The organism is Yokenella regensburgei (assembly GCF_003634235.1).
GTDB lineage: Bacteria > Pseudomonadota > Gammaproteobacteria > Enterobacterales > Enterobacteriaceae > Yokenella > Yokenella regensburgei.
Window position 1 is genome coordinate 92,947 of the sequence record NZ_RBIZ01000004.1, and the last position, 21,987, is coordinate 114,933.

At 58.2% G+C, this 21,987-nt stretch carries 22 protein-coding genes; 12 read left to right on the plus strand and 10 right to left on the minus strand.

The genetic code is table 11. From position 1 onward, the window contains the following. Nucleotides 1-7: 7 nt before the first annotated feature. The 3 genes from C7387_RS11825 (at nucleotide 8) to C7387_RS11835 (ending at nucleotide 2,004) form a co-directional block, all read left to right on the plus strand. Nucleotides 8-976 (plus strand): Csu type fimbrial protein, encoded by a 969-nt coding sequence (locus C7387_RS11825; RefSeq protein WP_038255141.1) that lies wholly within the window; start codon nucleotides 8-10, stop codon nucleotides 974-976. A 124-nt stretch (nucleotides 977-1,100) separates the two neighbouring features. After that, complete coding sequence (locus tag C7387_RS11830; RefSeq protein WP_006817362.1) at nucleotides 1,101-1,559, plus strand: hypothetical protein; 459 nt, start codon at nucleotides 1,101-1,103, stop codon at nucleotides 1,557-1,559. Between the two features lie 145 nt (nucleotides 1,560-1,704). Next, a complete protein-coding gene (locus C7387_RS11835; protein WP_006817361.1) occupies nucleotides 1,705-2,004 on the plus strand; it encodes a hypothetical protein in 300 nt (99 codons plus the stop codon). A 48-nt stretch (nucleotides 2,005-2,052) separates the two neighbouring features. Here the strand turns inward: C7387_RS11835 and dsdA are convergent, their stop codons facing one another. Continuing rightward, nucleotides 2,053-3,357 (minus strand): D-serine ammonia-lyase, encoded by a 1,305-nt coding sequence (gene dsdA / locus C7387_RS11840; protein ID WP_038255143.1) that lies wholly within the window; start codon nucleotides 3,355-3,357, stop codon nucleotides 2,053-2,055. A 17-nt stretch (nucleotides 3,358-3,374) separates the two neighbouring features. Continuing rightward, nucleotides 3,375-4,712: a D-serine transporter DsdX gene (gene dsdX, locus C7387_RS11845; protein WP_038255145.1), complete on the minus strand. Its 1,338-nt coding sequence runs from the start codon at nucleotides 4,710-4,712 to the stop codon at nucleotides 3,375-3,377. Between the two features lie 226 nt (nucleotides 4,713-4,938). On the opposite strand from dsdX, the gene dsdC reads away from it, so the two are divergent. The 7 genes from dsdC (at nucleotide 4,939) to C7387_RS11880 (ending at nucleotide 11,340) form a co-directional block, all read left to right on the plus strand. Continuing rightward, nucleotides 4,939-5,892, plus strand: coding sequence for a DNA-binding transcriptional regulator DsdC (gene dsdC / locus C7387_RS11850; RefSeq protein WP_120816771.1), 954 nt, complete (start codon nucleotides 4,939-4,941; stop codon nucleotides 5,890-5,892). 128 nt (nucleotides 5,893-6,020) lie between these two features. Continuing rightward, complete coding sequence (locus C7387_RS11855) at nucleotides 6,021-6,287, plus strand: YtcA family lipoprotein (RefSeq protein WP_006817355.1); 267 nt, start codon at nucleotides 6,021-6,023, stop codon at nucleotides 6,285-6,287. 11 nt (nucleotides 6,288-6,298) lie between these two features. Beyond that, the gene (gene mdtN, locus C7387_RS11860) at nucleotides 6,299-7,327 is read left to right on the plus strand and encodes a multidrug transporter subunit MdtN (protein WP_120816772.1); all 1,029 of its coding nucleotides are present in this window, start codon (nucleotides 6,299-6,301) and stop codon (nucleotides 7,325-7,327) included. Nucleotides 7,328-7,336: 9 nt separating this feature from the next. Continuing rightward, the gene (locus C7387_RS11865) at nucleotides 7,337-9,277 is read left to right on the plus strand and encodes a multidrug transporter subunit MdtO (protein ID WP_006817353.1); all 1,941 of its coding nucleotides are present in this window, start codon (nucleotides 7,337-7,339) and stop codon (nucleotides 9,275-9,277) included. A 3-nt stretch (nucleotides 9,278-9,280) separates the two neighbouring features. Next, nucleotides 9,281-10,744 (plus strand): MdtP family multidrug efflux transporter outer membrane subunit, encoded by a 1,464-nt coding sequence (locus C7387_RS11870; RefSeq protein ID WP_120816976.1) that lies wholly within the window; start codon nucleotides 9,281-9,283, stop codon nucleotides 10,742-10,744. A 75-nt stretch (nucleotides 10,745-10,819) separates the two neighbouring features. Continuing rightward, entirely contained in the window at nucleotides 10,820-11,056 is a 237-nt protein-coding gene (yjdI, locus tag C7387_RS11875) for a 4Fe-4S mono-cluster protein YjdI (protein WP_006817351.1), read from the plus strand. A gap of 11 nt (nucleotides 11,057-11,067) precedes the next feature. Beyond that, entirely contained in the window at nucleotides 11,068-11,340 is a 273-nt protein-coding gene (locus C7387_RS11880) for a GNAT family N-acetyltransferase (RefSeq protein ID WP_006817350.1), read from the plus strand. An 83-nt stretch (nucleotides 11,341-11,423) separates the two neighbouring features. Here the strand turns inward: C7387_RS11880 and C7387_RS11885 are convergent, their stop codons facing one another. Genes C7387_RS11885 through C7387_RS11900 form a run of 4 tightly spaced genes read right to left on the minus strand, consistent with a single transcriptional unit; the run spans nucleotide 11,424 to nucleotide 15,799 of the window. Then, entirely contained in the window at nucleotides 11,424-12,926 is a 1,503-nt protein-coding gene (locus C7387_RS11885) for an MFS transporter (RefSeq protein ID WP_006817349.1), read from the minus strand. A 9-nt stretch (nucleotides 12,927-12,935) separates the two neighbouring features. After that, the gene (locus tag C7387_RS11890) at nucleotides 12,936-14,153 is read right to left on the minus strand and encodes a cytochrome P450 (RefSeq protein WP_038255157.1); all 1,218 of its coding nucleotides are present in this window, start codon (nucleotides 14,151-14,153) and stop codon (nucleotides 12,936-12,938) included. Then, entirely contained in the window at nucleotides 14,150-14,806 is a 657-nt protein-coding gene (locus tag C7387_RS11895) for an HAD family hydrolase (RefSeq protein WP_038255158.1), read from the minus strand. The genes C7387_RS11890 and C7387_RS11895 overlap by 4 nt, the downstream gene beginning before the upstream one ends. A gap of 3 nt (nucleotides 14,807-14,809) precedes the next feature. After that, a complete protein-coding gene (locus C7387_RS11900) occupies nucleotides 14,810-15,799 on the minus strand; it encodes an AfsA-related hotdog domain-containing protein (protein ID WP_006817346.1) in 990 nt (329 codons plus the stop codon). Nucleotides 15,800-16,002: 203 nt separating this feature from the next. On the opposite strand from C7387_RS11900, the gene C7387_RS11905 reads away from it, so the two are divergent. Continuing rightward, on the plus strand, nucleotides 16,003-16,314 hold the full coding sequence (locus tag C7387_RS11905) for an ArsR/SmtB family transcription factor (protein WP_006817345.1): 312 nt from the start codon (nucleotides 16,003-16,005) through the stop codon (nucleotides 16,312-16,314). A 233-nt stretch (nucleotides 16,315-16,547) separates the two neighbouring features. Beyond that, nucleotides 16,548-17,180: a LysE family transporter gene (locus C7387_RS11910; protein WP_006817344.1), complete on the plus strand. Its 633-nt coding sequence runs from the start codon at nucleotides 16,548-16,550 to the stop codon at nucleotides 17,178-17,180. 27 nt (nucleotides 17,181-17,207) lie between these two features. On the opposite strand, the gene iolB is transcribed toward C7387_RS11910, so the two are convergent. Genes iolB through C7387_RS11930 form a run of 4 tightly spaced genes read right to left on the minus strand, consistent with a single transcriptional unit; the run spans nucleotide 17,208 to nucleotide 21,985 of the window. Next, entirely contained in the window at nucleotides 17,208-18,020 is an 813-nt protein-coding gene (gene iolB, locus C7387_RS11915) for a 5-deoxy-glucuronate isomerase (protein ID WP_120816773.1), read from the minus strand. Nucleotides 18,021-18,029: 9 nt separating this feature from the next. Then, nucleotides 18,030-18,920: a myo-inosose-2 dehydratase gene (iolE, locus tag C7387_RS11920; protein WP_038255161.1), complete on the minus strand. Its 891-nt coding sequence runs from the start codon at nucleotides 18,918-18,920 to the stop codon at nucleotides 18,030-18,032. 14 nt (nucleotides 18,921-18,934) lie between these two features. Further along, nucleotides 18,935-20,839, minus strand: a complete 1,905-nt coding sequence (locus C7387_RS11925) for a bifunctional 5-dehydro-2-deoxygluconokinase/5-dehydro-2-deoxyphosphogluconate aldolase (protein ID WP_120816774.1) — start codon at nucleotides 20,837-20,839, stop codon at nucleotides 18,935-18,937. A 12-nt stretch (nucleotides 20,840-20,851) separates the two neighbouring features. Continuing rightward, entirely contained in the window at nucleotides 20,852-21,985 is a 1,134-nt protein-coding gene (locus C7387_RS11930) for a Gfo/Idh/MocA family protein (RefSeq protein ID WP_120816775.1), read from the minus strand. Nucleotides 21,986-21,987 lie beyond the last annotated feature (2 nt).

The following is a 21,987-nucleotide window of genomic DNA, read 5'->3' on the forward strand; positions in this document are numbered from 1 at the left end:
TAAATGCGTGAGGTTAAAACTGTGGTTATTACTGGCAGCCCTGCTGCTCTCACCGGGCATCAGCCATGCGGTGACCTGTTCGCTGAGCAACGTCTCGCCGGTCAATTTTGCCGCGGTGAACCCGCTCGCGACCACCGGGCCGACCACCTCAATGACCTTTAACTACTCCTGCGCCAAAGAGCTTGGCGACGTGCTGGCGGGTATCAACCTGTGTTTTAACATCGGTAACTCGGGGGTAAGCGGTGCGATTGCCACGCGAACCATGTCCTCCGCCGGGCCACCAGCCAGCACCCTGAACTATCAGCTGTATCAGAACGCGGGGAATACCGTGGTCTGGGGAAGCCAGTACCAGACCGGCACCACCTTCCCCATGGTGCAGCTGACGCTGCTGAACCTGACGCCGGTCACCGGAAGTTTAACCGTCTATGCCCAGGTCCCGACGCCGCAAAGCGCTCCGGTGCCTGGCGCCTTCCAGGACAGCTATACCGCCTCTACCGCGCTTGTCACCCTGAACGTCGGGCTGCTGGCCCCGCCCACCACCTGCGGCACCACCGTCGCCGCAACCTTCCCGTTCAACGTCACGGCGACGGTCGTCAAACAGTGCAACGTCAGCTATGCCAATAACGTCAGCTTCGGCAGCGTTACCGCCAGCCAGAGCAACATCACGTCGTTTAATACCCTCGGCGTTGCCTGCACCAGTAATACGCCGTACACCATCGGGCTGGTCCCTTCCAACAGCAATACCGCTGGCAGCGGGGCGATGAAGGGAACCGGCAGCAATACCGATACCGTCCCCTACCAGCTCAGCTCAACAGCGGGCCCGTCGGGTACAGTATGGGGCAACACGGCGCAAAACACGGTGGCCGGCACCGGTACCGGTTCAACGGTAGCGTATACCGTTTATGGTACCGTCCCCAGCGCCAACTACACCCCGGACAGTTATTCCGATACGGTGACAATTAATGTTACCTATTAATTTTGGGGGGATATTGGCTGACCAGGGAAATTCGGTTTTACAGTTTTTTCCTAAAGCCATGAATATCTGGCTATGTCACTCTGAATTCAGCTCGTGACACTCATAACGTTTGAAGAGGGATATTATGAAAACAACAATGATTGCACTGTCTGCACTGCTGATGGCTTCTCCGGTATTTGCCGCCACCACCACCCATGCGACCGATGATACGGTTGCCGCGGCGAATGCGGGCGCCAATACGGCGAAAGAGAAATTGCACCAGACGCAAAATCAGGGTGAGGAGCTGAAACTTAAATCCAAACATGCCGCGGAAGGTAAAAGCGACAGCCTGAGCAGCCAGGTTAGCGAAGGTTCGCAGAAGGCCTGGAATAAGACCAAAGAAGGCACCGAAAAAGGGTGGGATGCCACCAAAGAAGGTGCAGAAAAAGGCTGGAATAAAACCAAAGCAGGCAGCGAAAAAGCGTGGGATAAAACCAAAGCCGGAACTGAAAAAGGCTGGGATAAGACCAAAGAAGGTAGCGCAAAAGCCTGGGATAAAACCAAAGAAGGCGCAAAATCGCTGGAACAAAAAGTGAGTGAATAATTTCACCCACCGTCAGAAAAAGCCGCGTCAGCGGCTTTTTTTATGCTCATGGACAGAAAGGTTGCCAATAGTTTAATTACTTGTAACTGGTAAGATGCGCCAATGTGAATTATCATCCGCGGCATTCTCTTTCAATGGATTGAAAATGGACAAGCTTCCCGTCAATATTCATACGCTAAGCCGCTATGCCGCACACGTCAGCCTGCGTCATACCCTGAAGAGCCACACCTCCCCTGCATTATCCGTGATGGCTATCTTTACGGATCTCTGTATTCGTTCCACTGAAGATGCTTACTCTGAGCAAGGCTGGGAGATCAGTGAGCGCCAGAGCGGGATGGTGTTTCGCAATTTTGTCGCCACCCACGAATGTGGCGCAGAGCTGGAAATAACGCCGAAAGACTATATCGGTCGCTATAACCGTCTGCTGCCGTTAGATGGGATTTAATGGCATCAGCTCAGACCGGAGCTGATGCCATCCAGACCAGCAATCGATTTAGCGTCCGCGCGACAGATAGCGCGCCATTTCGTCTTCAGGCACCATGCCGCCGCCGGTGGCCCAGACCAGATGCGTCGCCTGAGAGGCATGTGCCCCGGCGAGCTCTACGCCTGCCCTCTGCGGACCAGCCATCCCGGCCAGTGCTGAAGGCTCCAGGCGGATGCCCTCTTCCTGCGCCAGCCAGCCCAGCATGTCGTACATCGTCTGATCGTCCAGGGTGTAGAAACCGTCGAGCAGTTTCTCCATCGCCCGGCCGACGAACCCGGAAGCGCGTCCCACCGCCAGACCATCCGCCGCCGTCTGGTTATCAATGCCTAACTCCTGAACCGAAATACCGTCATGCAGCCCGGTATAGACGCCCAGCAGCATGCACGGCGAGTGCGTCGGCTCGGCAAACAGGCAATGTACATCATCGCCAAACGCCAGCTTCAGGCCAAAGGCCACGCCGCCAGGGCCACCGCCAACACCGCACGGCAGGTAAACAAACAGCGGATGCTCACGGTCCACCACGCGGCCCTGTTGGGCAAACTGCGCCTTCAGGCGCTGGCCGGCCACCGCGTAGCCGAGGAACAGCGTGCGGGAGTTTTCGTCATCGATAAAGAAACAGTTCGGGTCAGACTCGGCCGCTTTGCGCCCCTGCTCAACCGCGACGCCATAATCCTCCTCATACTCCACCACCGTCACGCCGTGGCTGCGCAATTTGGCCTTTTTCCATTCGCGGGCGTCAGCCGACATATGCACCGTCACCTTAAAGCCGATGCGGGCGCTCATGATGCCGATGGAAAGGCCAAGGTTGCCCGTGGAGCCGACCGCGATGCTGTACTGACCAAAGAAGTCACGGTACTGCGGTGCCAGCAGTTTGCTGTAGTCGTCGTCGAGTGACAGAACGCCGGCCGCCAGCGCCAGCTTTTCGGCATGCGCCAGCACTTCATAAATACCGCCACGGGCTTTGATGGAGCCGGAGATCGGCAGATGGCTGTCTTTTTTCAGCAGCAACGTACCGCCAAGTGGGGTGCCATACTCTTTTTCCAGCCTGCGCTGCATGGCCGGAATAGCCACCAGTTCAGATTCGATAATACCGTTTGTTACTGCGGTTTCCGGGAACGCCTGCGCCAGGTACGGGGCAAAGCGCTCCAGCCGGGCATGCGCATCCTGGACATCCGCGTCGGTTAACCCGACTGCGGGTAACCCTTCAGCAAGCGTGGTAGCGCGAGGGTTAATCCAGGTGGTCTCCTTCAGGGCTATCAGATCCTCTACCAGAGGAAAATTAGTCAACAAGGTAGTCATTTCAGCGTTATTCATAATACGTCTCTTTGCGCTCAGATGATGAAAGAAAGCAGGAATGTGGCGGCCAGTGCCAGTATCGAGGCAATAAAGGTTGCCGTCGTATAGTACTTAAAGGTCTCATTGAGGGTTGCCCCGCAATATTGCTTCACCAGCCAGAACAGGGAATCAGTCACGATAGTGCAGCCAATGGCGCCAGAACCGATGGCAATGGTAATGATCTCCGGGCTGACGTTCGGATACAGCGGTAGCATCGGTGCGACAATCGCCGTCGCGCCCATCATGGCGACGGTGGCAGATCCCACCGCCGCGTGCAGGATAAGTGCCACCAGCCAGGCGAGCAGGATCGGGTGCATATGCATACCGGACAAAATCACCGCCAGCGTATCCGCGAGGCCACTGCCCTTGAGAATGGCGTTGAACGCGCCGCCTGCGCCGATGATCAGCAGGATGTTGGCGATAGCCCCAAAACCGTTCTCGGTATGCTTCAGCAGGATGCTCATGCCCATTTTCTGCCGCAGGCCCAGAATGTAGTAGGCCACGAAGACGGCGATAAACATCGCGGTGATCGGGTTGCCGATGAACTGCAGCAGCATATACAGCGAGCCGCTTTTCGCCATGTTCAGCTCGGCGACGGTTTTCACCAGCATCAGGCCGATAGGCAGCAGGACGGTGAACAGCGTCGCGCCAAGCGTGGGCAGCGAAGACTCCTCGCGCACTTCAAGGTTAGCAAACTCGGCAGGGACCGTTTTAAACGGCAGGCGGTTGCCGAGCAGCTTCAGATACAGCGGCCCGCCCACCAGTGACGCCAGCAGGCCGACCAGCAGACCGTAGACGATAACGGTGCCGATGTCCGCGCCGAGTTTGTTGGTAACATACAGCGCCGCCGGGTGTGGCGGCACCACGCAGTGAACGGCCATCAGCGCGGTGCACAGCGGAATAGCCAGTTTCAGGAGCGAGGTATTGGTCTTTTTGGCGATAGAAAACGCCAGCGGGATCAGCAGCACCACGCCCACTTCGACGAACAGCGTAATACCGCAGATGAGTCCCACCAGCACCATGATGACGTCAGCCGACAGCCAACGGCAGCGCTGCAGCGTCAGGCCGATGCGCTCCGCCGCGCCGGACACTTCCATCATTTTGCCCAGAATCGTTCCAAGGCCGATCACCGCCGCGAGGAAGCCCAGCGTGCCGCCGATCCCCTCCTCGATGGCGTTTACCATCGCAATCGGGCTCATGCCCATCATGGCACCAACGAAGAAGCTCGCCAGCAGCAGTGCCAGAAACGGATGTAGTTTTAGTTTTACAATGGTCAATACAATCAACACGATGCTGATAAGCAGAGTGCTCACAACCCAAATTTGCGATTCCATATCCCACCTTGCCTGTGTGTAGTCAGCCCCTATTGGACAGAAAAACGACGTCAGCTGACAAACGATGAAATTCGCCATTCAGATGAATTAGATTGAATCAAAAAGGTGATATAGCTCTAAAACCACGGTCTATTTTTGCTTTGCCTCAATATTTTTCATCTTTTTGCTGCGTATTTGGCCCGACTTTTTTACAATCACCGTGAAATAAACTGCCGTGGAGCGCGTTATGGATGTTGCCAGTGATGTCAGAAACCGCCTGCTGAACGGCTGGCAGCTGTCGAAGCTCTACACCTTCGAGGTCGCCGCGCGGCATGAATCTTTTGCGCTGGCGGCGGATGAACTGTCGTTAACCCCAAGCGCCGTCAGCCACCGCATCAATCAACTGGAAGACGAGCTGGGGATACAGCTCTTTTTGCGCTCGCACCGTAAAGTGGAGCTTACGCGAGAGGGCAAGCGGGTGTTCTGGGCGGTGAAGGCCTCGCTGGATGCGCTGAACCAGGAGGTGCTGGATATCAAAAACCAGGAGCTCTCCGGCACGCTGACGCTTTACTGTCGTCCGTCCATCGCCCAGTGCTGGCTGGTGCCCGCGCTGGGGGATTTTACCCGCCGCTATCCGGCAATATCGCTGACCATGCTCACCGGAAACGATGATGTCAATTTACAGCGCAGCGGTATCGATCTGGCGCTCTATTTTGACGATACCCCCTCATCGCATCTGACCCACCATTTTTTGATGGATGAGGCTATTCTGCCGGTTTGCAGCCCGCAGTATGCCAACCGATACGAACTGCTGCGCCACCCGGACAACCTCCGCCACTGCACGCTGCTGCATGACCGGCAGGCCTGGAGCCACGACTCCGGTACCGACGAGTGGGGGAGCTGGGCCCAGCATGCGGGAATATCGCTGCCACAATCGGCAGGCATCGGCTTCGATCGTTCAGATTTAGCGGTGATTGCCGCGATTAATCACGTCGGGGTGGCGATGGGTCGTCAACGGTTGGTGCAAAAACGTCTCGACAGCGGAGAACTGGTGGCGCCCTTCGGCGAGTTGACGCTCAAGTGCCACCAGTATTACTACATTTCGACCCTGCCAGGCCGGCAGTGGCCGAAGATAGATGCGTTTATCAGCTGGCTACAGGGGCTGGCGGATCCGAATAAACCGTCTGCAACCGCTGACTAAAGCGCGACGCCCGCTGAAAGGTAAACGAGAGGATAACGGTGGGATTGAGAGCCGCCGCTTGCTTTTAATTCCCTGAAATGACGACTAAACTCTTGTCAAAACAAGCACGCGCACTCAGGTAAATTCCTTTGAATCGTATTACACTGCTAAGCCGCACGGCTGCGGTATTACCCCTGTTTATTCTCTCTGGCTGTTCACTCTCTCCGGCGATCCCGGTCTTAGGTGCCGCATTCCCCAGCTGGTTTTTCTGCCTGCTGGCCGCCGCCTTTTTACTGATCCCGTGCCATATACTGATTGTCCGTAAGGGCTGGCAACCGCGCTTCTCGCCGCTGGTGGTGAGCTACCTGGCCCTGATGTTTTTATTCGCCACGATCCTGTGGTTCTTACTCTTTTGAATGACACTCCTATGACACCATCCAGCCCAAGCATAGTACGGAAAAAATGGCCTCTGCTGGTCATTGTTGTTGCCGCGATCGTGGCGTTAATCCTGGTGATATGGCAGCTTCAGACCTCGCCGGAAACCAACGATGCCTACGTCTACGCTGACAGCATCGACGTCGTTCCGGAGGTCAGCGGGCGCATCGAAGAGATGCCGGTGCGCGACAACCAGCGCGTGAAGAAAGGCGAGCTGCTGTTCCGCATTGATTCGCGCTCGTATCAGGCGATGCTCGACGACGCCAAATCCCGCCTCGCGGCGCTGGACGCACAAATTATGCTGACCAACCGCACCATTAAAGCCCAGCAATATAATGCCGAATCGGTAGCGGCGGCGGTGGAGCGCGCCAAAGCGCTGGTGAAACAAACCACCTCGTCACGTATTCGTCTTCAGCCGCTGGTGCCGCAGGGCTTTGCCTCTCAGGAGAGCCTTGACCAGGCCGTCACCGCGGAAAAAGCGGCCCGCGCCGAACTGGCCGCCACCGAGCTGCAGGCAAGCCAGGCCGCGGCTGCCGTCACCGGTGTTGACGCGATGGTCGCCCAGCGCGCCGGGATCGTCGCCCAGATAGCGCTGGCGGAGCTGAATCTTGAACATACTGAAGTTCGTGCGCCGTTTAACGGCATCGTGGTGGCGCTGAAAACCACCATCGGCCAGTACACATCGGTGCTCAAGCCGGTGTTTACGCTGATTAACGACGACCACTGGTACGTAATTGCGAACTTCCGCGAAACCGATCTCAACAACATTCGCGCCGGAACCCCTGCCCGGGTGACGGTGATGACCAATCACTCCCGCGCGTTTGAAGGCGTGGTGGATTCAATTGGGGCTGGCGTGCTGCCCGAAGGCGGCAGCGTGTTCGAAGGGATGCCGGTTATCCAGAAGAGCATCAACTGGGTGCATGTGTCACAGCGCTTCCCGGTCAAAATTGCGGTGAAAGATCCTGACCCGGAGCTGTTCCGGATGGGAGCTTCCGCCAGCGCCGTGCTGCAACCCGAGTAAGGTCACGGCATGCAGAACTTTTGGTCGTTTTTGCGCGATGAGCTACGGAACATGCCGGGTCGGGGTAACTATACCCTGCGCCTGACCCTGAGCTGTGCGGTGCTGATAACGCTGTTCATGACGCTGCAAATCCCCTTTCTCGCCGTTGCGCTGATTGTGGTGTTCTACGTCAGCCAGCCGAACGTGATGATGATAAAGCTGGTCAGCATCGTGTTTTTTGTCACCGTGAGCGTTGCCCTCGGCGGCGTCCTGCTTATCATCAAGTGGACCTATGATTTCCCGCTGATCCGCCTGGTTGCCTCGGTGCTGCTGTTCTTCGGCGCCATCTATCTGATGCGGGTACTGGGCAAACTGGGGCTGGCGTTCTTCGTGGTGGCGCTGGCGGTTATCTACGCACAAACCTTCCCGTCGATGACCAGCCAGAGCGAGATCCTGGTGCGCCTGCTGCTGTGGCTGTGGGTTGCCATCAACTGCGCCATCGTGGTGACGCTGCTGGTGAACGCCTGTTTTCAGCAGGCCTTTCCCGGTAATCAGTTCAAATCACGACTGGCGGCGATGTTCCGCCAGGTGGCGGGACTGCTGACCACGCCGGATGCCGCGCACCCAAGACCCAGTCTTAAAGACATTGCCGAACAGTTCACTCAGTTGCAAACCTTGCTGAAGCTCGCCAGCTTCTCAAGCCCGGAGATCTCAGGCGCGCCGGAGAAGTGGCGCTCGCTGATGGCCACCGCCATCCGCTGTTATCACCTTGCCGCGCTGCTGGAACCCGGGGCCCCTCTACATCCGCAGCAGGCGCAGCAGGTTGCCTCTGCGCTGAACGCGCTGGCGGATCAGCTGGACGACGGCAGGCTGCCTGATGTCCAGCCGCTTCACCTTGCGGGCGATACCCGAAGCGACGTGATCCTGCATGAGATGGCCGAATGGCTGAACGCCCTCGCCCGTGGCGAAGCGGTACCCATGCCCGCCGGAGAAGCGGAAAAATCCCCCCTGCTGCTGCCGGATGCGTGGAGCAACCCGGCATACCTGCATTTTGCGCTGAAAACCCTGCTCGCCACACTCATCTGCTACGTCTTTTATACCGCCGCCGACTGGCAGGGCATTCATACCATCATGCTGAGCTGCGTGATTGTCGCCCAGCCGGGACTGGGTGCCACGATGCAGAAGACGCTGCTGAGGATCGGCGGCGCGCTGCTCGCCACGCTGATTGCGCTGGTGCTGATTGTTTTTGTGCAGCCGCATACCGAATCGCTTACCGGCCTGTTGATGATGGTGCTGCCGGTGATGGCGCTGGGCGCATGGATTGCCGCCGGCTCGGAGCGCATCGCCTACGCCGGGATCCAGATTGGCTTTACCTTTTCGCTGGCGTTTTTAAGCTGGTTTGGCCCGCTGTACAACCTGACGGAGCTGCGCGATCGCGTTATCGGTATTCTGCTCGGCGTGCTGGTCTCGTCGGTCGTCCACCTTTACCTGTGGCCGGACAGCGAGGCCCCGCAGCTAAAGGCGAGCCTCGCCAGCCTCTACCGCCGGGTGGCGGGCTATCTCTCGGTGCGTAAAGAGGAAGCCGAGGTGGTGCCGCTGTTCCAGGCGCTCACCAACAGCGAATCACTGATGCACCGGGTTGCCGCCGAGCCGCTCAACACGTATGCCCACCCGCACCCGGAGGCGAAAACGTGGCCAGTGCAACAGGCCTGGCGTCAGGCACAGGAGGTCGTGCGCTTAAGCGAAGGCTACCGAATGTATGCCGCCCCGGAGGACACCTTTTTACGCCAGTGCGCCACGCAGCTGCAGGCGTACGCCGGGTATATCGAACAACCGCAGGATGCCCCACCGCACAGCGAACCGGTGGTTCCGGATGCCCGCAATCCGTTTGGCCCTCCCCTGCAGAAGGCGCTGGCAGCGCTTCCCGACTGGCCGCCCGCCCCTTCCGACATTCAGCGACAGGCAGAGTAAGTGATGAAGAAAATGGACACCACCGCGCGCTTTTTACGTTTTTCGCCGCTGGCCTTTGTGCTGCTTGGCGGCTGTGCGCTGATTCAGGACGATCCCGGTCAGGTACGAATGACCGATCCGCAGCAGGCGGAGCTGGCGCAGGTTATCCACCTCGCTCACAGCGGCTGGCCGTCGGCGCGCTGGTGGGAAAACTACCGCGATGCCCAGCTTAATATGCTGGTCAACCGGGCGCTGCAAAACTCCCCGACCATGCAGGGCGCGCGTCTGCGCATCAGCCAGTCGCAGTCCACCGTTGAGCTGGCGCAGTCCTCCATCGGCATTCAGGCCACCGGCGTGGCGGCACAGAACTATCTGCGCGTAACCAATCAGGAGCTGACCTGGCCCTACTCGTTCTCGCTGCCGAAGGACCGCAACGGCCCGTGGTATACGCTGAATACCGTCGGGGTCGGCGCATCGCTGAATATTGACCTCTGGGGGGCCGATCGCGCTCAGGTGGCGGCGGCAATGGGCGAGAAAAACGCCCGCATCGCCGAGACCGCCGGTATCGAACTGGATATCGCCAGCAGCGTTGCCCAGCTCTACTTCGCCATGCAGACCAGCTTCCAGAAGGTGGCGCTGCTGCAGGAGCTGGAAGCTATCTCTCAGCTGTCGCTGAAGGCTCATGAGCACCGCAGCGGGCGCGGGGTAGAAACCCGCGTTGACGTCGCCAACGCTCGCGCCGAGATGCTGGCCGCCCAGCAGCAGGTGATCCAGGAGCGCGGCATGCAGACCCGCTATCGGGAAACCCTGCGGGCGCTAATCGGTGCCGATGCGCACAGCATGCCGGAGATCCACCCAGTGCCGCTCCCGGCGTTGCAGCAAACGCTGCCGGATACCCTCTCATTCGAGCTACTGGCGCGCCGCCCGGATCTGCAGGCCCTGCGCGGCTACGTTACCGCCTCGTTAAGCCGGGTTGATGCAGCCAAAGCGGCGTTTTATCCGCACTTTGATATCAAAGCGTTCTGGGGCTATAACGCGCTGAACGTCGGCGATCTGTTCAAATATTCGTTCCAGCAGATCAACATCCTGCCGGGCCTGTACCTGCCGCTGTTTGACGGCGGTCGTTTGAATGCGGCGCTGAAGTCGGTGCGTACCGGCAGCAACATACTGATCAAGCAGTACAACCAGGCGGTGCTCGACGCGGTGCGCGACGTGGCCATCAGCTCAAGCCAGCTCAACGACCTTAACCAGCAGGTGGCGTTACAGCAGGAGAAAGTGACGGCGGCACTGGCAACGACCAACAGCGCAGCGGCGCACTTCCAGCGCGGGCTGGTGAGCTATTATGCTTCTCAGGAGGCACGTCGTCCGGCGCTCGCCCAGCAGCTGCTGTTGCTCGACATGCAGTCACAGCAGCTCAGCACCGACATTACGCTGATTAAAGCCCTCGGCGGTGACTACCGTGGGCAGGATGTGCCTTCTCAACCCTGAGCGGCATACATTCCCGGGCGTTGGCGCTATGCTAAGACGTGCAACGATAATAAAAGCAATATCAGAGGCAATGTCATGAGTACGGATAAAGCATTACTGGAAGCGGGTTACCGCCAGTACAGCGGCGAGAAAATCGACGTGTACTTTAATACCGACATCTGCCAGCACTCGGGAAACTGCGTGCGCGGCAGCCATCAGCTGTTTGATTTGAAACGCAAGCCGTGGATCATGCCCGATGAGGTAGACGTGGCGACGGTGGTGAAAGTCATCGATACCTGCCCGAGCGGTGCGCTGAAATATCGACATAAATAAGCGAGAGAGCGATGGAAATTCTGGAAGGCCATAACAAGTTTTACGTTAACGATGCCAGTGGAAACCAGGTCGCGGAGATTGTGTTCGTGCCGACCGGTGAGCACCTGAGCATTATTGAGCACACCGACGTTGACCCGAGCCTGAAGGGCCAGGGCGTCGGTAAAAAGCTGGTTGCCCGCGTGGTGGCGAAAATGCGCGAAGAGCACCGCAAGGTGATCCCGCTGTGTCCGTTCGCCAAACATGAATTTGATACCACCCCGGAATACAACGACATCCGCGCATAAAAAAAAACGCACCGGCTCTCACCGGTGCGTAAACCCTCCATGGTTTTACGACTTCCTTTTTCGTCCCCACAACACACACAGAGTCAGGCACTCACCTTCTTATTGCGCATCATCAGCACAACAGAGAGTGAAATTACAATCGAGATAACCAGCAGCACCAGTACGGTATGGCTGAAGGCCTCGGTATAGACACTCTCAAGCCAGCTCGCCTGTTCGGCGCTTGCCTGAGCGAAAGCATTTCCGGAAACCACATCCGCCAGATACTGATTCGCGGTCGTCCCTTCCGGCACCGGCTTCGAGGCCAGCGCGTGGAAAATCCCGGTCGACATCAGCGAGCCATAAATGGCGACGGCGATGGCTTCGCTACCCAGACGGAAAGTATTGAGGATCCCCGCCGCGCGACCGACCTCATGGGCGGACACCACGCTCAGCGCGATCCCATCCACCAGACCAGCAGAAAGCCCCATCCCGGCGCCCACCAGCAGCAGGCTCAGCAGAATTTGCCCCATCGACATGCTGCCCTGGTTGAAGATCCACAGCAGCAGCAGACCACCAACAAACAGCACCAGGCTTATCACCAGCAGTAAATTAGCGGAAACGCCGCGCGTCACCAGCTTGCCTGCGACAATCGGTAGCACCAGCACCGGCGAGGTCAGCGCCAGCATCACCAGCCCGGATTCAAGCGGCGAGAGGCTCTTCATGGCAATCAGCCAGGTCGGGAACCAGGTCAGCAGCGTCACGAAGCAGAAGCTCGCGACCACCGGGATAAGGATCATCGACAGGAAATAGTGGTTACCGAGCAGCGCAAAGTTGACCATCGGATTCGGCGAACGTTTTTCTACCGCCACGAAGCACAGCAGCAGAACCAGGCCAGACCCCAGCAGACTCAGGGTGAAGTTATCGCTCCAGCCAAGTTCGGCGCCCTGGGTGATGCCAGTCATCAGCAGGAACAGCGAGACGATAAAGAGCAGGATCCCGGCGATATCGAGCGACGGCTTCTCGGCCTTCTTCACCGCTGCCGGAATGGTGACGGTCAGGATCAGCACCACAAACAGCGCAATGGCGTGGACGACGAAAATATCGCGCCAGCCCGCCACGTTCAGCAGCCAGCCGGAGATGGTGGGACCAAAGGTGATACCCAGCCCGGCGGTGGTGCCAAACAGCGCAAACGCACGGGTACGCTGAGCGCCGCTGAAGGTTTGAATGAGGATGGCGCTACCGCAGGAGAATATCGCCGCACCGCCGATGCCCGCCAGCGCACGCGCCGCGTCAAGCACATAGATATTCCCGGCGCTCCACGAAAGCACGGAGGCAAGGAAATAGAGCCCGGCACCGGCAATAAACGAACGCTTACTGCCAAACACGTCCGCAAGCCCTCCCCAGGCCAGGGTAAAGCTGGCGAAGGTCAGGTTAAAGGCGTTGACCACCCACTGCAGCGAGGCGGTTTGCGAGTGGAGATCGGCGCTTATCGCCGGGAGGGCTATCGCCGTCCCGGAAATAGACGTCGGTACCACGAACACTGCAATCAGAATGCAGAGCAGGATCATGGTTTGCGATGACTTTGCTTCAACAACTTGTGTTTCCATTATTTAACCTTATTTACGGATAGTACAAACCGGGAGCTGTGCAGGTCTCCTGAGAATAATTCCTTCATTCCAGATAAAGTTTTCCGGTAATACGTGGTCTGATAACCGTAAATCAGGGGCGAGTCGGGCTATTGTTTTTATTGCCGTACAGATTTCCAGTTTTGCCAGTTCCTGCCCCATGCAGTGATGCATGCCATAGCCAAACTGCAGATGGCGTGGGCCGTTGCGGAACGGGTCAATCGTTAAGGGAGAGGCGTACACCGACGGGTCACGGTTAGCGAGAAACACGTCCGGGAAAATCGTTGCCCCGGCCGGGATAGTGACGCCGGAAAGCTCGATGGCTTCGCTACAGATGCGCGGAAACGCCGAGGCGGTGCCGAGGTTGGTCAGACGAATCAGTTCATCCGCCACCTGCTCCGTGGTTTCCGGGAAGTCCACCACCTGCTGCCACAGCGTTTCAGTGCACAGCAGCGCGTAGAAAATCTTGGTCATCACCGTCAGGGTATTCTGGTCACCCCCCAGCAGCGAGCCGAGCAGAATGGCGGTAATCTCTTCGTCGTTTAGCGGCGGCGTGGCGCTTTCACGCATCGCGACAAAGCGGGCAATCAGGCCATCGTCCGCGTGCTGCCGCACGCCGGTAACGTGCTCGAACAGGTACTGATAGAGCGCGGTAAACTTCTCAATGAGATCTTCCACCTGCTGCGGGTCGGCTTTTTGCACCGTCACGCTGAGCACGCGGAAGTACTCTTTCTCCACCAGAGGAATGCCGAGCAGCAGGCAGTTAATCTGCACCGCCAGCGGGTCGAGCACGTCCTGATACAGATCAAACGCCTCACCGGCACGGGCGGCCTGCATCAGCGTTTCAATCGCGTCGACCATGTGCGGCGCAAGCCACGCCAGGCCGCTGGCGCTGTAGTCTTTCGCCACGAAGCGCTTCATCCGCGCATGGTGCGGAAAGTCGAGGTTCAGCAGTAAATCCTTCGGCGTCAGCGTCGGTAAAATGCTGGGCCCGTTCGGCTCGTTCGACGGCCCGCGCAGGCAGGTATTGCTGGTCAGCACTTTTTTGACGTCGTGATAGTTGATCACGTGCCAGGCCTCGTGGCCGCTCAGCAGTTTGATTTTGCCTGCCCGCTGGTAGCTGGCGGGCTCCAGCACCTCATAGCCCGGCGTGCAGTCGTAATGCGGAATGGTGGCAACGGATGGCCACGCAAAAGCGGTGGTATTCACAGGAAAACCTCCTGTCGTTGCAGCACGGCGATAACCTCTGCCACCGTGCTGGAGCTGTCTTTGAAATGCACGCTCTTCCAGCCGTACTGCTCGGCCGCCATGCAGTTCTCCAGAACATCATCGATCAGCAGGTTCTCGTGCGGGCGCACACCAGCGCGCTCGGTGGCGATGGCGAAGATCTCCGCCTCCGGTTTACGGCAACCCACTTTGCAGGAATCGACGATGACATCGGCCTCTTCGCTGATGCCAATCACCCGCTTCCAGTGGTCTTCCCACTCCACCACGTTGTTGGTGAGGATCCCCACCTTCAGCCCCGTGGCTTTGACTTTGCGGAACAGGTCGATCATCAACTGGTTAGGCAGAATGCCGTCGAACCACTGCTCGCCAAACTCCTCGAGCCGGGCCCGGGAGAGATCCAGCTCCGGGACAGATTGAGACAGCTTCTGGCGAATTCCCGCCCCCCATTCGCGCTCGGTAATAATCGCCTTTTCAATCGGCGTCAGTACGCCCATATTCAAATCGTCGGCAACCTCTTTCATTGCCCGCTGTAGTACTGCCGGGGGGATACCGGTCTTCAGATAATAAGAGGTAAAAAGATCCGGAATAGACGGCGACAGTACGCCACCAAAATCAAACCATATTATTTTCATCATTTTTTACTTAAACGTAATAGTCAGTTCGGCCCCAGAGACCAGCTTCTCGTCCTGAGAAATCGTCATGGGAATGACGGTGCTTTTTTTGTCATCGGTGAGATAAATATCACCCAGCCGCGCATGGCAATAAACGGGCTTATGGAATTCACAAAACCGTGTGAAATTCACGTTGTAGCGGCTAATCACCAGGTCAAAACTCTGCGTTCCCAGACGGCTACGCATCGCGAGCAGCGCGGTCTGACGATAGGCTTCCATCAGCAGCATGCCCGGCACGTGATCCAGCGGGTGGTCGAAAATTGACGGATGATCCTGGTCGACAATCACCGTGGTGGTCACCCCGCCGTCGTGCATATCCGCATTGCCCACCACCACGTTTTGCGGCAGCTGGCGGCCCACTTCGTGGGTGGCGGCGGCGAAAACGGAGGTGGTGTCGTGGCACTCCAGCGGACGCTGGCTGCGCAGACGGTGCCATTTGCGGTCGTCCATCCATGAAATATTCATGATTTTCTGCGCGCAGCAGTAGCCGTCGACGTAGATATCCATACGGAAAATCAGCCCGGTCAGCTCGGATTTGCGAAACTTCCGCTCGATAATATCGACTTCAACAATGACGTTAGAGCACTCGGTTTTGTACGGGATGTCACTGTCAAATAAGGTAAAATCGGCGTCATCAAAAACAAATTTGGCGCTGTATGGGACGGCAAAGAAATTATGCGTCACGTAGATTGACGTTTGTCGGCAAATTTCCAACAATAAAATGGCGTCGTACACTCGATCGCTCGATTTCCGGTACGGGAGATCGTTAAAGTAAATATGCGATTTTGGTAAATAACCTGCGGTGATGTATTTATTATCGTGGATCTTTCTGATATCTGTTAAAAAGACTTCCCCCACCGCCGCACGATGAACACATGATTTTGGTATGGTGTTCTGATAATTATATGAGCCGGTCCTGATTATGAATTCTGATTCAACATCTTCGATAAAAGACATGTTAACCCCATTAAATCAATCATTAACCTCAGGATTAGGGTTATCTCACTCACTCGTAGTAAGATAACCGTTAATCGTTCGCCTCACATCGTACGTATCACCCCACGCGTACGTTCGATGATCATCGAACACCTATTAAAATTCAGGATTCCTGGACTTTTGTCAAGAATCTGTTAAGAGAAATCTGTAAATCAGGAGAAAGAATGGAAGAAAAGGTCGCCGAAGAGGCAGTTCCCTTTGATATGGTTAAGGTTTTCAAAGCTCTTGCCGACCCAGTGAGGCTAACGATTGTGCGTGGATTGCTGGCTGACAAGCCTGGAGCCGAACGACATTGTTCCACTTTTGGGCTCACCGTCACACGAGCGACTCGCTCCCATCACTTCAAAGTGCTACGTGAAGCCGGTCTGATCCGTGTGGTCGACAAGGGCAATATGGCCGTCGCCGTGTTACGTTGGGACGAGATTGAGAACGACCTTCCGGGCCTGGTGAAGCTCATTCGCCACACGGATAAATAACCAAAAATAGTGCTATGAAGTACCGAAATATATACGCCTGAAGACCTGTTAAAATAGTAATAATAACGTTTTCAGTGGTATAAACTTCCGGCTGTTCCGCTTAGTTCAGCCGGAAGTTCCTTCCTTATTTTTCATTTTTTTGCGCCGTGAGAATAATACGCGATAGCCCTCACACCCTTTCACATTAGTTACTATTATGATTTGACAGAATAATTCGCGCAGAGAGAAAGCTGATGGACCCTTTCCACGCCATAGTGCTGACCGTTGGACTGTTTGTTTTGACCTTTTTTAACCCCGGCGCCAATCTGTTTGTGGTGGTACAAACCAGCCTCGCTTCCGGACGACGGGCGGGGGTGATCACCGGGCTTGGCGTCGCGCTCGGCGATGCGCTCTATTCCGGATTAGGCCTGTTTGGCATGGCAACGCTCATCACCCAGTGTGAAAGCCTGTTTTCCGCTATCAAGATTGTCGGCGGCGCGTATCTGCTGTGGTTTGCGTGGAAAAGCCTGCGTCGCCAGCCTACGCCGATGTCCTCCGCCCTGCTGCAGCCCATTGTGGCACCATGGCATGTGTTCTTTCGCACCGGAGCGATCACCTGCCTCTCCAATCCGCAGACGGTGCTGTTTTTCATCAGTATTTTCTCGGTGACCTTAAGCGCGCAGACGCCCACCTGGGCAAAACTGCTGGCGTGGTGTGGGATAGTCCTGAGCTCGGTAATCTGGCGGGTATTCCTGAGCCAGGCGTTTTCGCTGCCGGCGGTACGCCGTGGCTATGCGCGGACGCAGAAAGTCGCCAGCCGGGTGATTGGGGTGGTGATCGGCGCGTTTGCCGTGAAGCTCATCTGGGAAGGGGTAATGCGTAAGTAGCCGATCCTTCCGTGGATCGGCGCTTCTTCAGGCAGGGTAATCGCGGTTGATCCAGGCGTGATCCTCTTCCCAGGTGAACATCCATTGGCGCACCGGGCCTGCCATCACGTTGAGGTAATAGCTGTCATACCCCGCCATCGTCGCCACCGGGTGATAGCCTTTTGGCACCATCACCACGTCACGATCGTACACCGCCATACACTCGTCCAGCTCCCGGTCGTCGGTATACACCCGCTGCATACAAAAACCCTGCGGCGGGTTGAGACGGTGATAATAGGTCTCTTCGAGGTACGTTTCCTGCGGCGGGTTATCGGTGTCGTGCTTGTGGCTTGGATAAGAGCTGGTGCAGCCTTCGTTGGTCCACACTTCCACCACCAGCAGGCTGTCAGCGGGTTTATCTTCCGGCAGAATGTTGTGCACGTAGCGCTGATTATGCCCCTTGCCGCGCGCTTCGCCGTCGATATCCTGCGGCGCAATCAGGCGCGTTGGCCAGTTGCCTTTGCCCGGCGCGGCGCACACCGCCAGCTCAAGTTTCGTCAGCGCCTGCACCTGTATGCTTTCGCCCGGCGTCACGTACACCGCCCAGGGTTTGATGCGCTCGAACGGACTCATGCGCTCGCCGATGTCGGAAAACTGCGCCGTTGGGGTACCGATGGAGGCGCGGCCTGCAACCAGCACCAGACAGCGCTCCTCGCTGGCCGCGGGCAGCGTCAGCCGCTGTCCCTCTTCCAGTTGGTATGCTTCAAACCCCACATAGCCCCAGCCCGCACGAGCGGGTGTCACCGCCTGGGTGCGGCCACTGGCATCCGGTTTTTGCCAGCGTGAGAGTAAACGCGACATGTTTCCTCCTCAGATTAGCCCGGCATCACGGGCGAAGCGGCTCAGGTTGTTGTAGCCCAGACGCGCGTAGGTCAGCGGATGGGCGATAGCCGGATCCTGCTCGGCCTCCACCACCAGCCAGCCCTGATAATGGTTAGCTTTAAGCAGTGCCATAATCGGCGGGTAGTTCACGCTGCCGTCGCCCGGTACGGTAAACACGCCGCTCAGCACCGCGTCGAGGAAGCTGGTTTTGCGGTTCTTCACGTCCGCCAGCACGTCGGCACGTACGTCTTTGCAGTGAACGTGGTTAATACGTGAAGCCCAGCGCTGCGCTACCGCCAGCGGATCTGCCCCGGCAAAGGTCAGGTGCCCGGTATCCAGCAGCAGACCCACCTCTTCCCCGGTATGTTTCATCAGATTATCCACATCTTCGGCGGATTCAATCACCGTCCCCATATGGTGATGATAGGCAATCTGCACGCCCTGCTGTTGGGTATAGCGGGCAAACTCGCTGAGCTTTTTGCCATATTCGGCCCAGCGTTCCTGCGGGAAGCGCGGGCGTAAATGCACCGGCGTTTGCTGCTCGCCGTGAATGCAGTGGGTCACTTCGGCAAATACCATGACCTTCGCCCCCAGCTCACGCAGCAGAGTCAGATGCGGCTGCACGGCGGCAATCTCTTCTTCGACGCTGCGCTCCAGCAGGCGCCCGGAGTACCAGCCGGACACCAGCGCCAGGGAATGACGCTGGAGAACAGGGCCCAGCAGGCGGGCTTCGCGCGGGAACTTGTTCCCCAGTTCAAAGCCGGCAAAACCAGCCTCTTTACCTTCGCTGAGACAGGTTTCCAGCGACGTTTCAGCGCCGAGTGACGGGAGGTCATCGTTGGTCCAGGTCAGCGGATTAATACCCAATTGTACGGTCATCGTATTCTCCTGAATTATGCGTTCCCGCGCTCGCGCCACCAGGCGATAAGCTGCAGGTAGTTGTCCCGAATGCGCGCCACCAGCTGCGCGTCGTCAATATCGTGTTTCAGCCAGGCGCGGGACGCATCACCAAACAGCGTCCGCCCCACGGCAAACCCTTTCACCAGCGCATGACCGGAAGCGGCCTTGAAGCCAGCACGCAGCTGCTCTGCCGGTGCATCCAGCCCCAGAATGACCACCCCGCGGCAGTGCGGATCCCGGCGCTCGATAATCTCGCCAAGCTGCGCCCAGCCCCCGGAGGAGAGCGGCGGCAGCTTCCACCAGTCCGGGTAGATGCCGATGTTGTAAAAGCGCGATACCGCCCGCAGGTACAGCTCGTCGCTGCGCGGCATGTCGGCGGGGAGGATCACCTCCAGCAGCAGCTCATGGCCGGACTGACAGCAAGCGTGGTACACCTCGGCGACCTTTTGCTCCTGCTCCAGACGCAGACCATGGGCATCTTCCGGGTGGAAAAAGACCAGGCACTTCACCACATGCTCCAGCGGCCAGCTGATGAGCTGCGTGCCGATGTTGCCGCGCTCCATCTCCAGCGGACGCGAACCGGGCAGTTCTACCGGGCGGCCAATCCACCAGCCTTCGCCGGTGATGGCGTTGAGCGCGTCCTGGCCGAAGGTGCCGTCACACAGCAGCCCGGCTTTACCTTCCAGCCCCGCGCGATCTGCTGCCTCTCGGCTTGCCTGCAGGATCAGCGTTTTTAATTGAGGAATGCGTTTGAAATCAGCCCCGCACTGCAGCGCCATCTCTTCCAGCTGGCTGCGGTGATCGAAGGCCATCACGCACAGTTCTGGCCACTCGCGGCGACGGGTGGTGACCCGGTGCAGATGGTTCAGACGAGCGTCAAGATCCGGGCGCGGTACTTCTGCCTCGCGGGAGAGATAGTCGTCCAGCTCTACTTTGCTCGGCATCGCCGGGGCGCAGCCGTGGCGTGACACCACCAGCGCCCCGCAGGCGTTGGCGTAGCGGCAGGCCTGCTCCCAGCCTTCATCGCTAAGATAGCCGCGCAGCAGGCCGGACATAAACGCATCTCCGGCCCCCAGCACGTTCAGCACTTCGACACGCACGCCGGTGACGTTAAGGGCGCCGTCGAGGTGCGATGGGATCGGCCCTTCGTACACCGAGCAGCCCCGCGCCCCGCGCTTGCAGACGAGCGTTGCCCCGCTCACTTCACGCACGTGCTGCAGCGCCGTTAAGGTGTCGGTGCTGCCGCCGGCGATGTGAAACTCCTCTTCGGTGCCAACAATCACATCAAAGAGACTCAGCACCGCCTGTAGCTCGCGGGTAACCTGTTCGGCGGCGATAAAGCGCGTTTCGCCATCGCCGGGTGAGGTGAGCCCCCACAGCACCGGACGGTAGTCGATATCGAGCAGCGTGCGCACACCGTGGCGTCGGGCATAGCCAAGCGCCGTCAGCACCGCCTCGCGGGTTTGTGGATGAGAAAGGTGGGTCCCGGTGATGGCCAGACTTCGTGAAGCGGCGATGTACTGTTCGTCGACGTCGGCGGCGGTAATCGCCATGTCGGCACAGTTATCGCGATAAAAAATCAGTGGGAAGGTGTCCCGGTCTTTAATGCCGAGTAGCACCAGCGCCGTGAGGCGCGATTTATCGGTTATCAGATGGCTGGTATCACAACCAACCTGGTTAAGTTCTTCGCGCAGAAAGCGCCCCATATGCTCGTCGCCAACCCGCGCCAGCATTGACGAGCGCAGCCCCTGGCGCGCCGTGCCGTAGGCGACGTTGCCGGACGAGCCGCCGAGGTATTTGGCAAAGCTCGACGCATCTTCCAGACGCGCGCCAATCTGCTGACTGTAGAGATCAACCGCCACGCGGCCCATGCAAATCACATCAAACTGCTTTTCCACGTTGACTCCTCATCAGACAATGTCGTTCACGTTCAGCCAGCGGCCCTGCTGGTGCGAAAGCGCCATGGCGTCCAGCACGCGTGAGACTTTCCATCCTTCGGCGAAATCCGGCCACAGCGGTGCGTCGGCGGCAATGCCGTCCACCAGATCGCGCACTTCCACGGTTTTCTGGTCGTTAAAGCCAATGCCGTGCCCCGCCCCCATGCAAAATGCGCCATATTCCGGGTGCGCGGGCCCGACCAGCAGCGTGCGGAATCCCTGGCGGTTCACCGGGTCGTCGTGCAGGTAAAGCTTGAGTTCAGCCATCCGCTCCTGGGTGAAGCTTATCGTGCCTTTGGTGCCGGTAATGACGTACGACAGCCCCATTTTGCGGCCGCAGGCCACGCGGGAGGTTTCAATCACCCCCTGAGCGCCGCTGGCAAAACGCACCATCGCGTGGGCCTGATCTTCGTTCTCGACCGCCACCATCTGGCTTGCTCCCGCCTGTACCGGGCGCATCGGCACCACGATTTTCATGTCGCCGCACACCTGCGCTATGTCACCGACCAGGTAGTGCGCCATGTTGACGATGTGCGCCGCCAGGTCGCCAAGCGCCCCGAGGCCCGCGGTCTCTTTGAAGCAGTGCCAGTGGATAGGCGCCAGCGGGTCAGCCATATAGTCTTCGTTATGGGTGCCGTAGAAGTGGATAACCTCACCGATTTCACCGCGGGCGATAATCTCTTTTGCCAGTTTCGCCGTCGGGTTTTTCATGTAGTTAAAGCCCACCAGGGTCTTCACCCCGGCCTTTTCGGCGGCTTCCACCATCTCCCGGGCATCGTGGGCGTTCAACGCCAGCGGTTTTTCGGAATAGACGTGTTTACCGTGGCGGATAGCCGCCAGCGCCATCTCTTTGTGCAGATGGTTCGGCGAACAGATATCCACTACATCAATGTTTGGATCCGCCACCAGCTCGCGCCAGTCGCCGGTGGAGCGGCGAAAACCGAACGCCTCGGCCCGCTCGGCGGCGAGCTCCGGCGTCACTTCTGCCACCATTTCGCGCACCAGCTTGCCGCGCAGGTTAAATACCGTCGGGGCCTGGGCATAGGCAATGGCGTGCGCCTTGCCGATGTAGCCGGTCCCAATAAGTCCTACTCGCACCTCTTTCATCT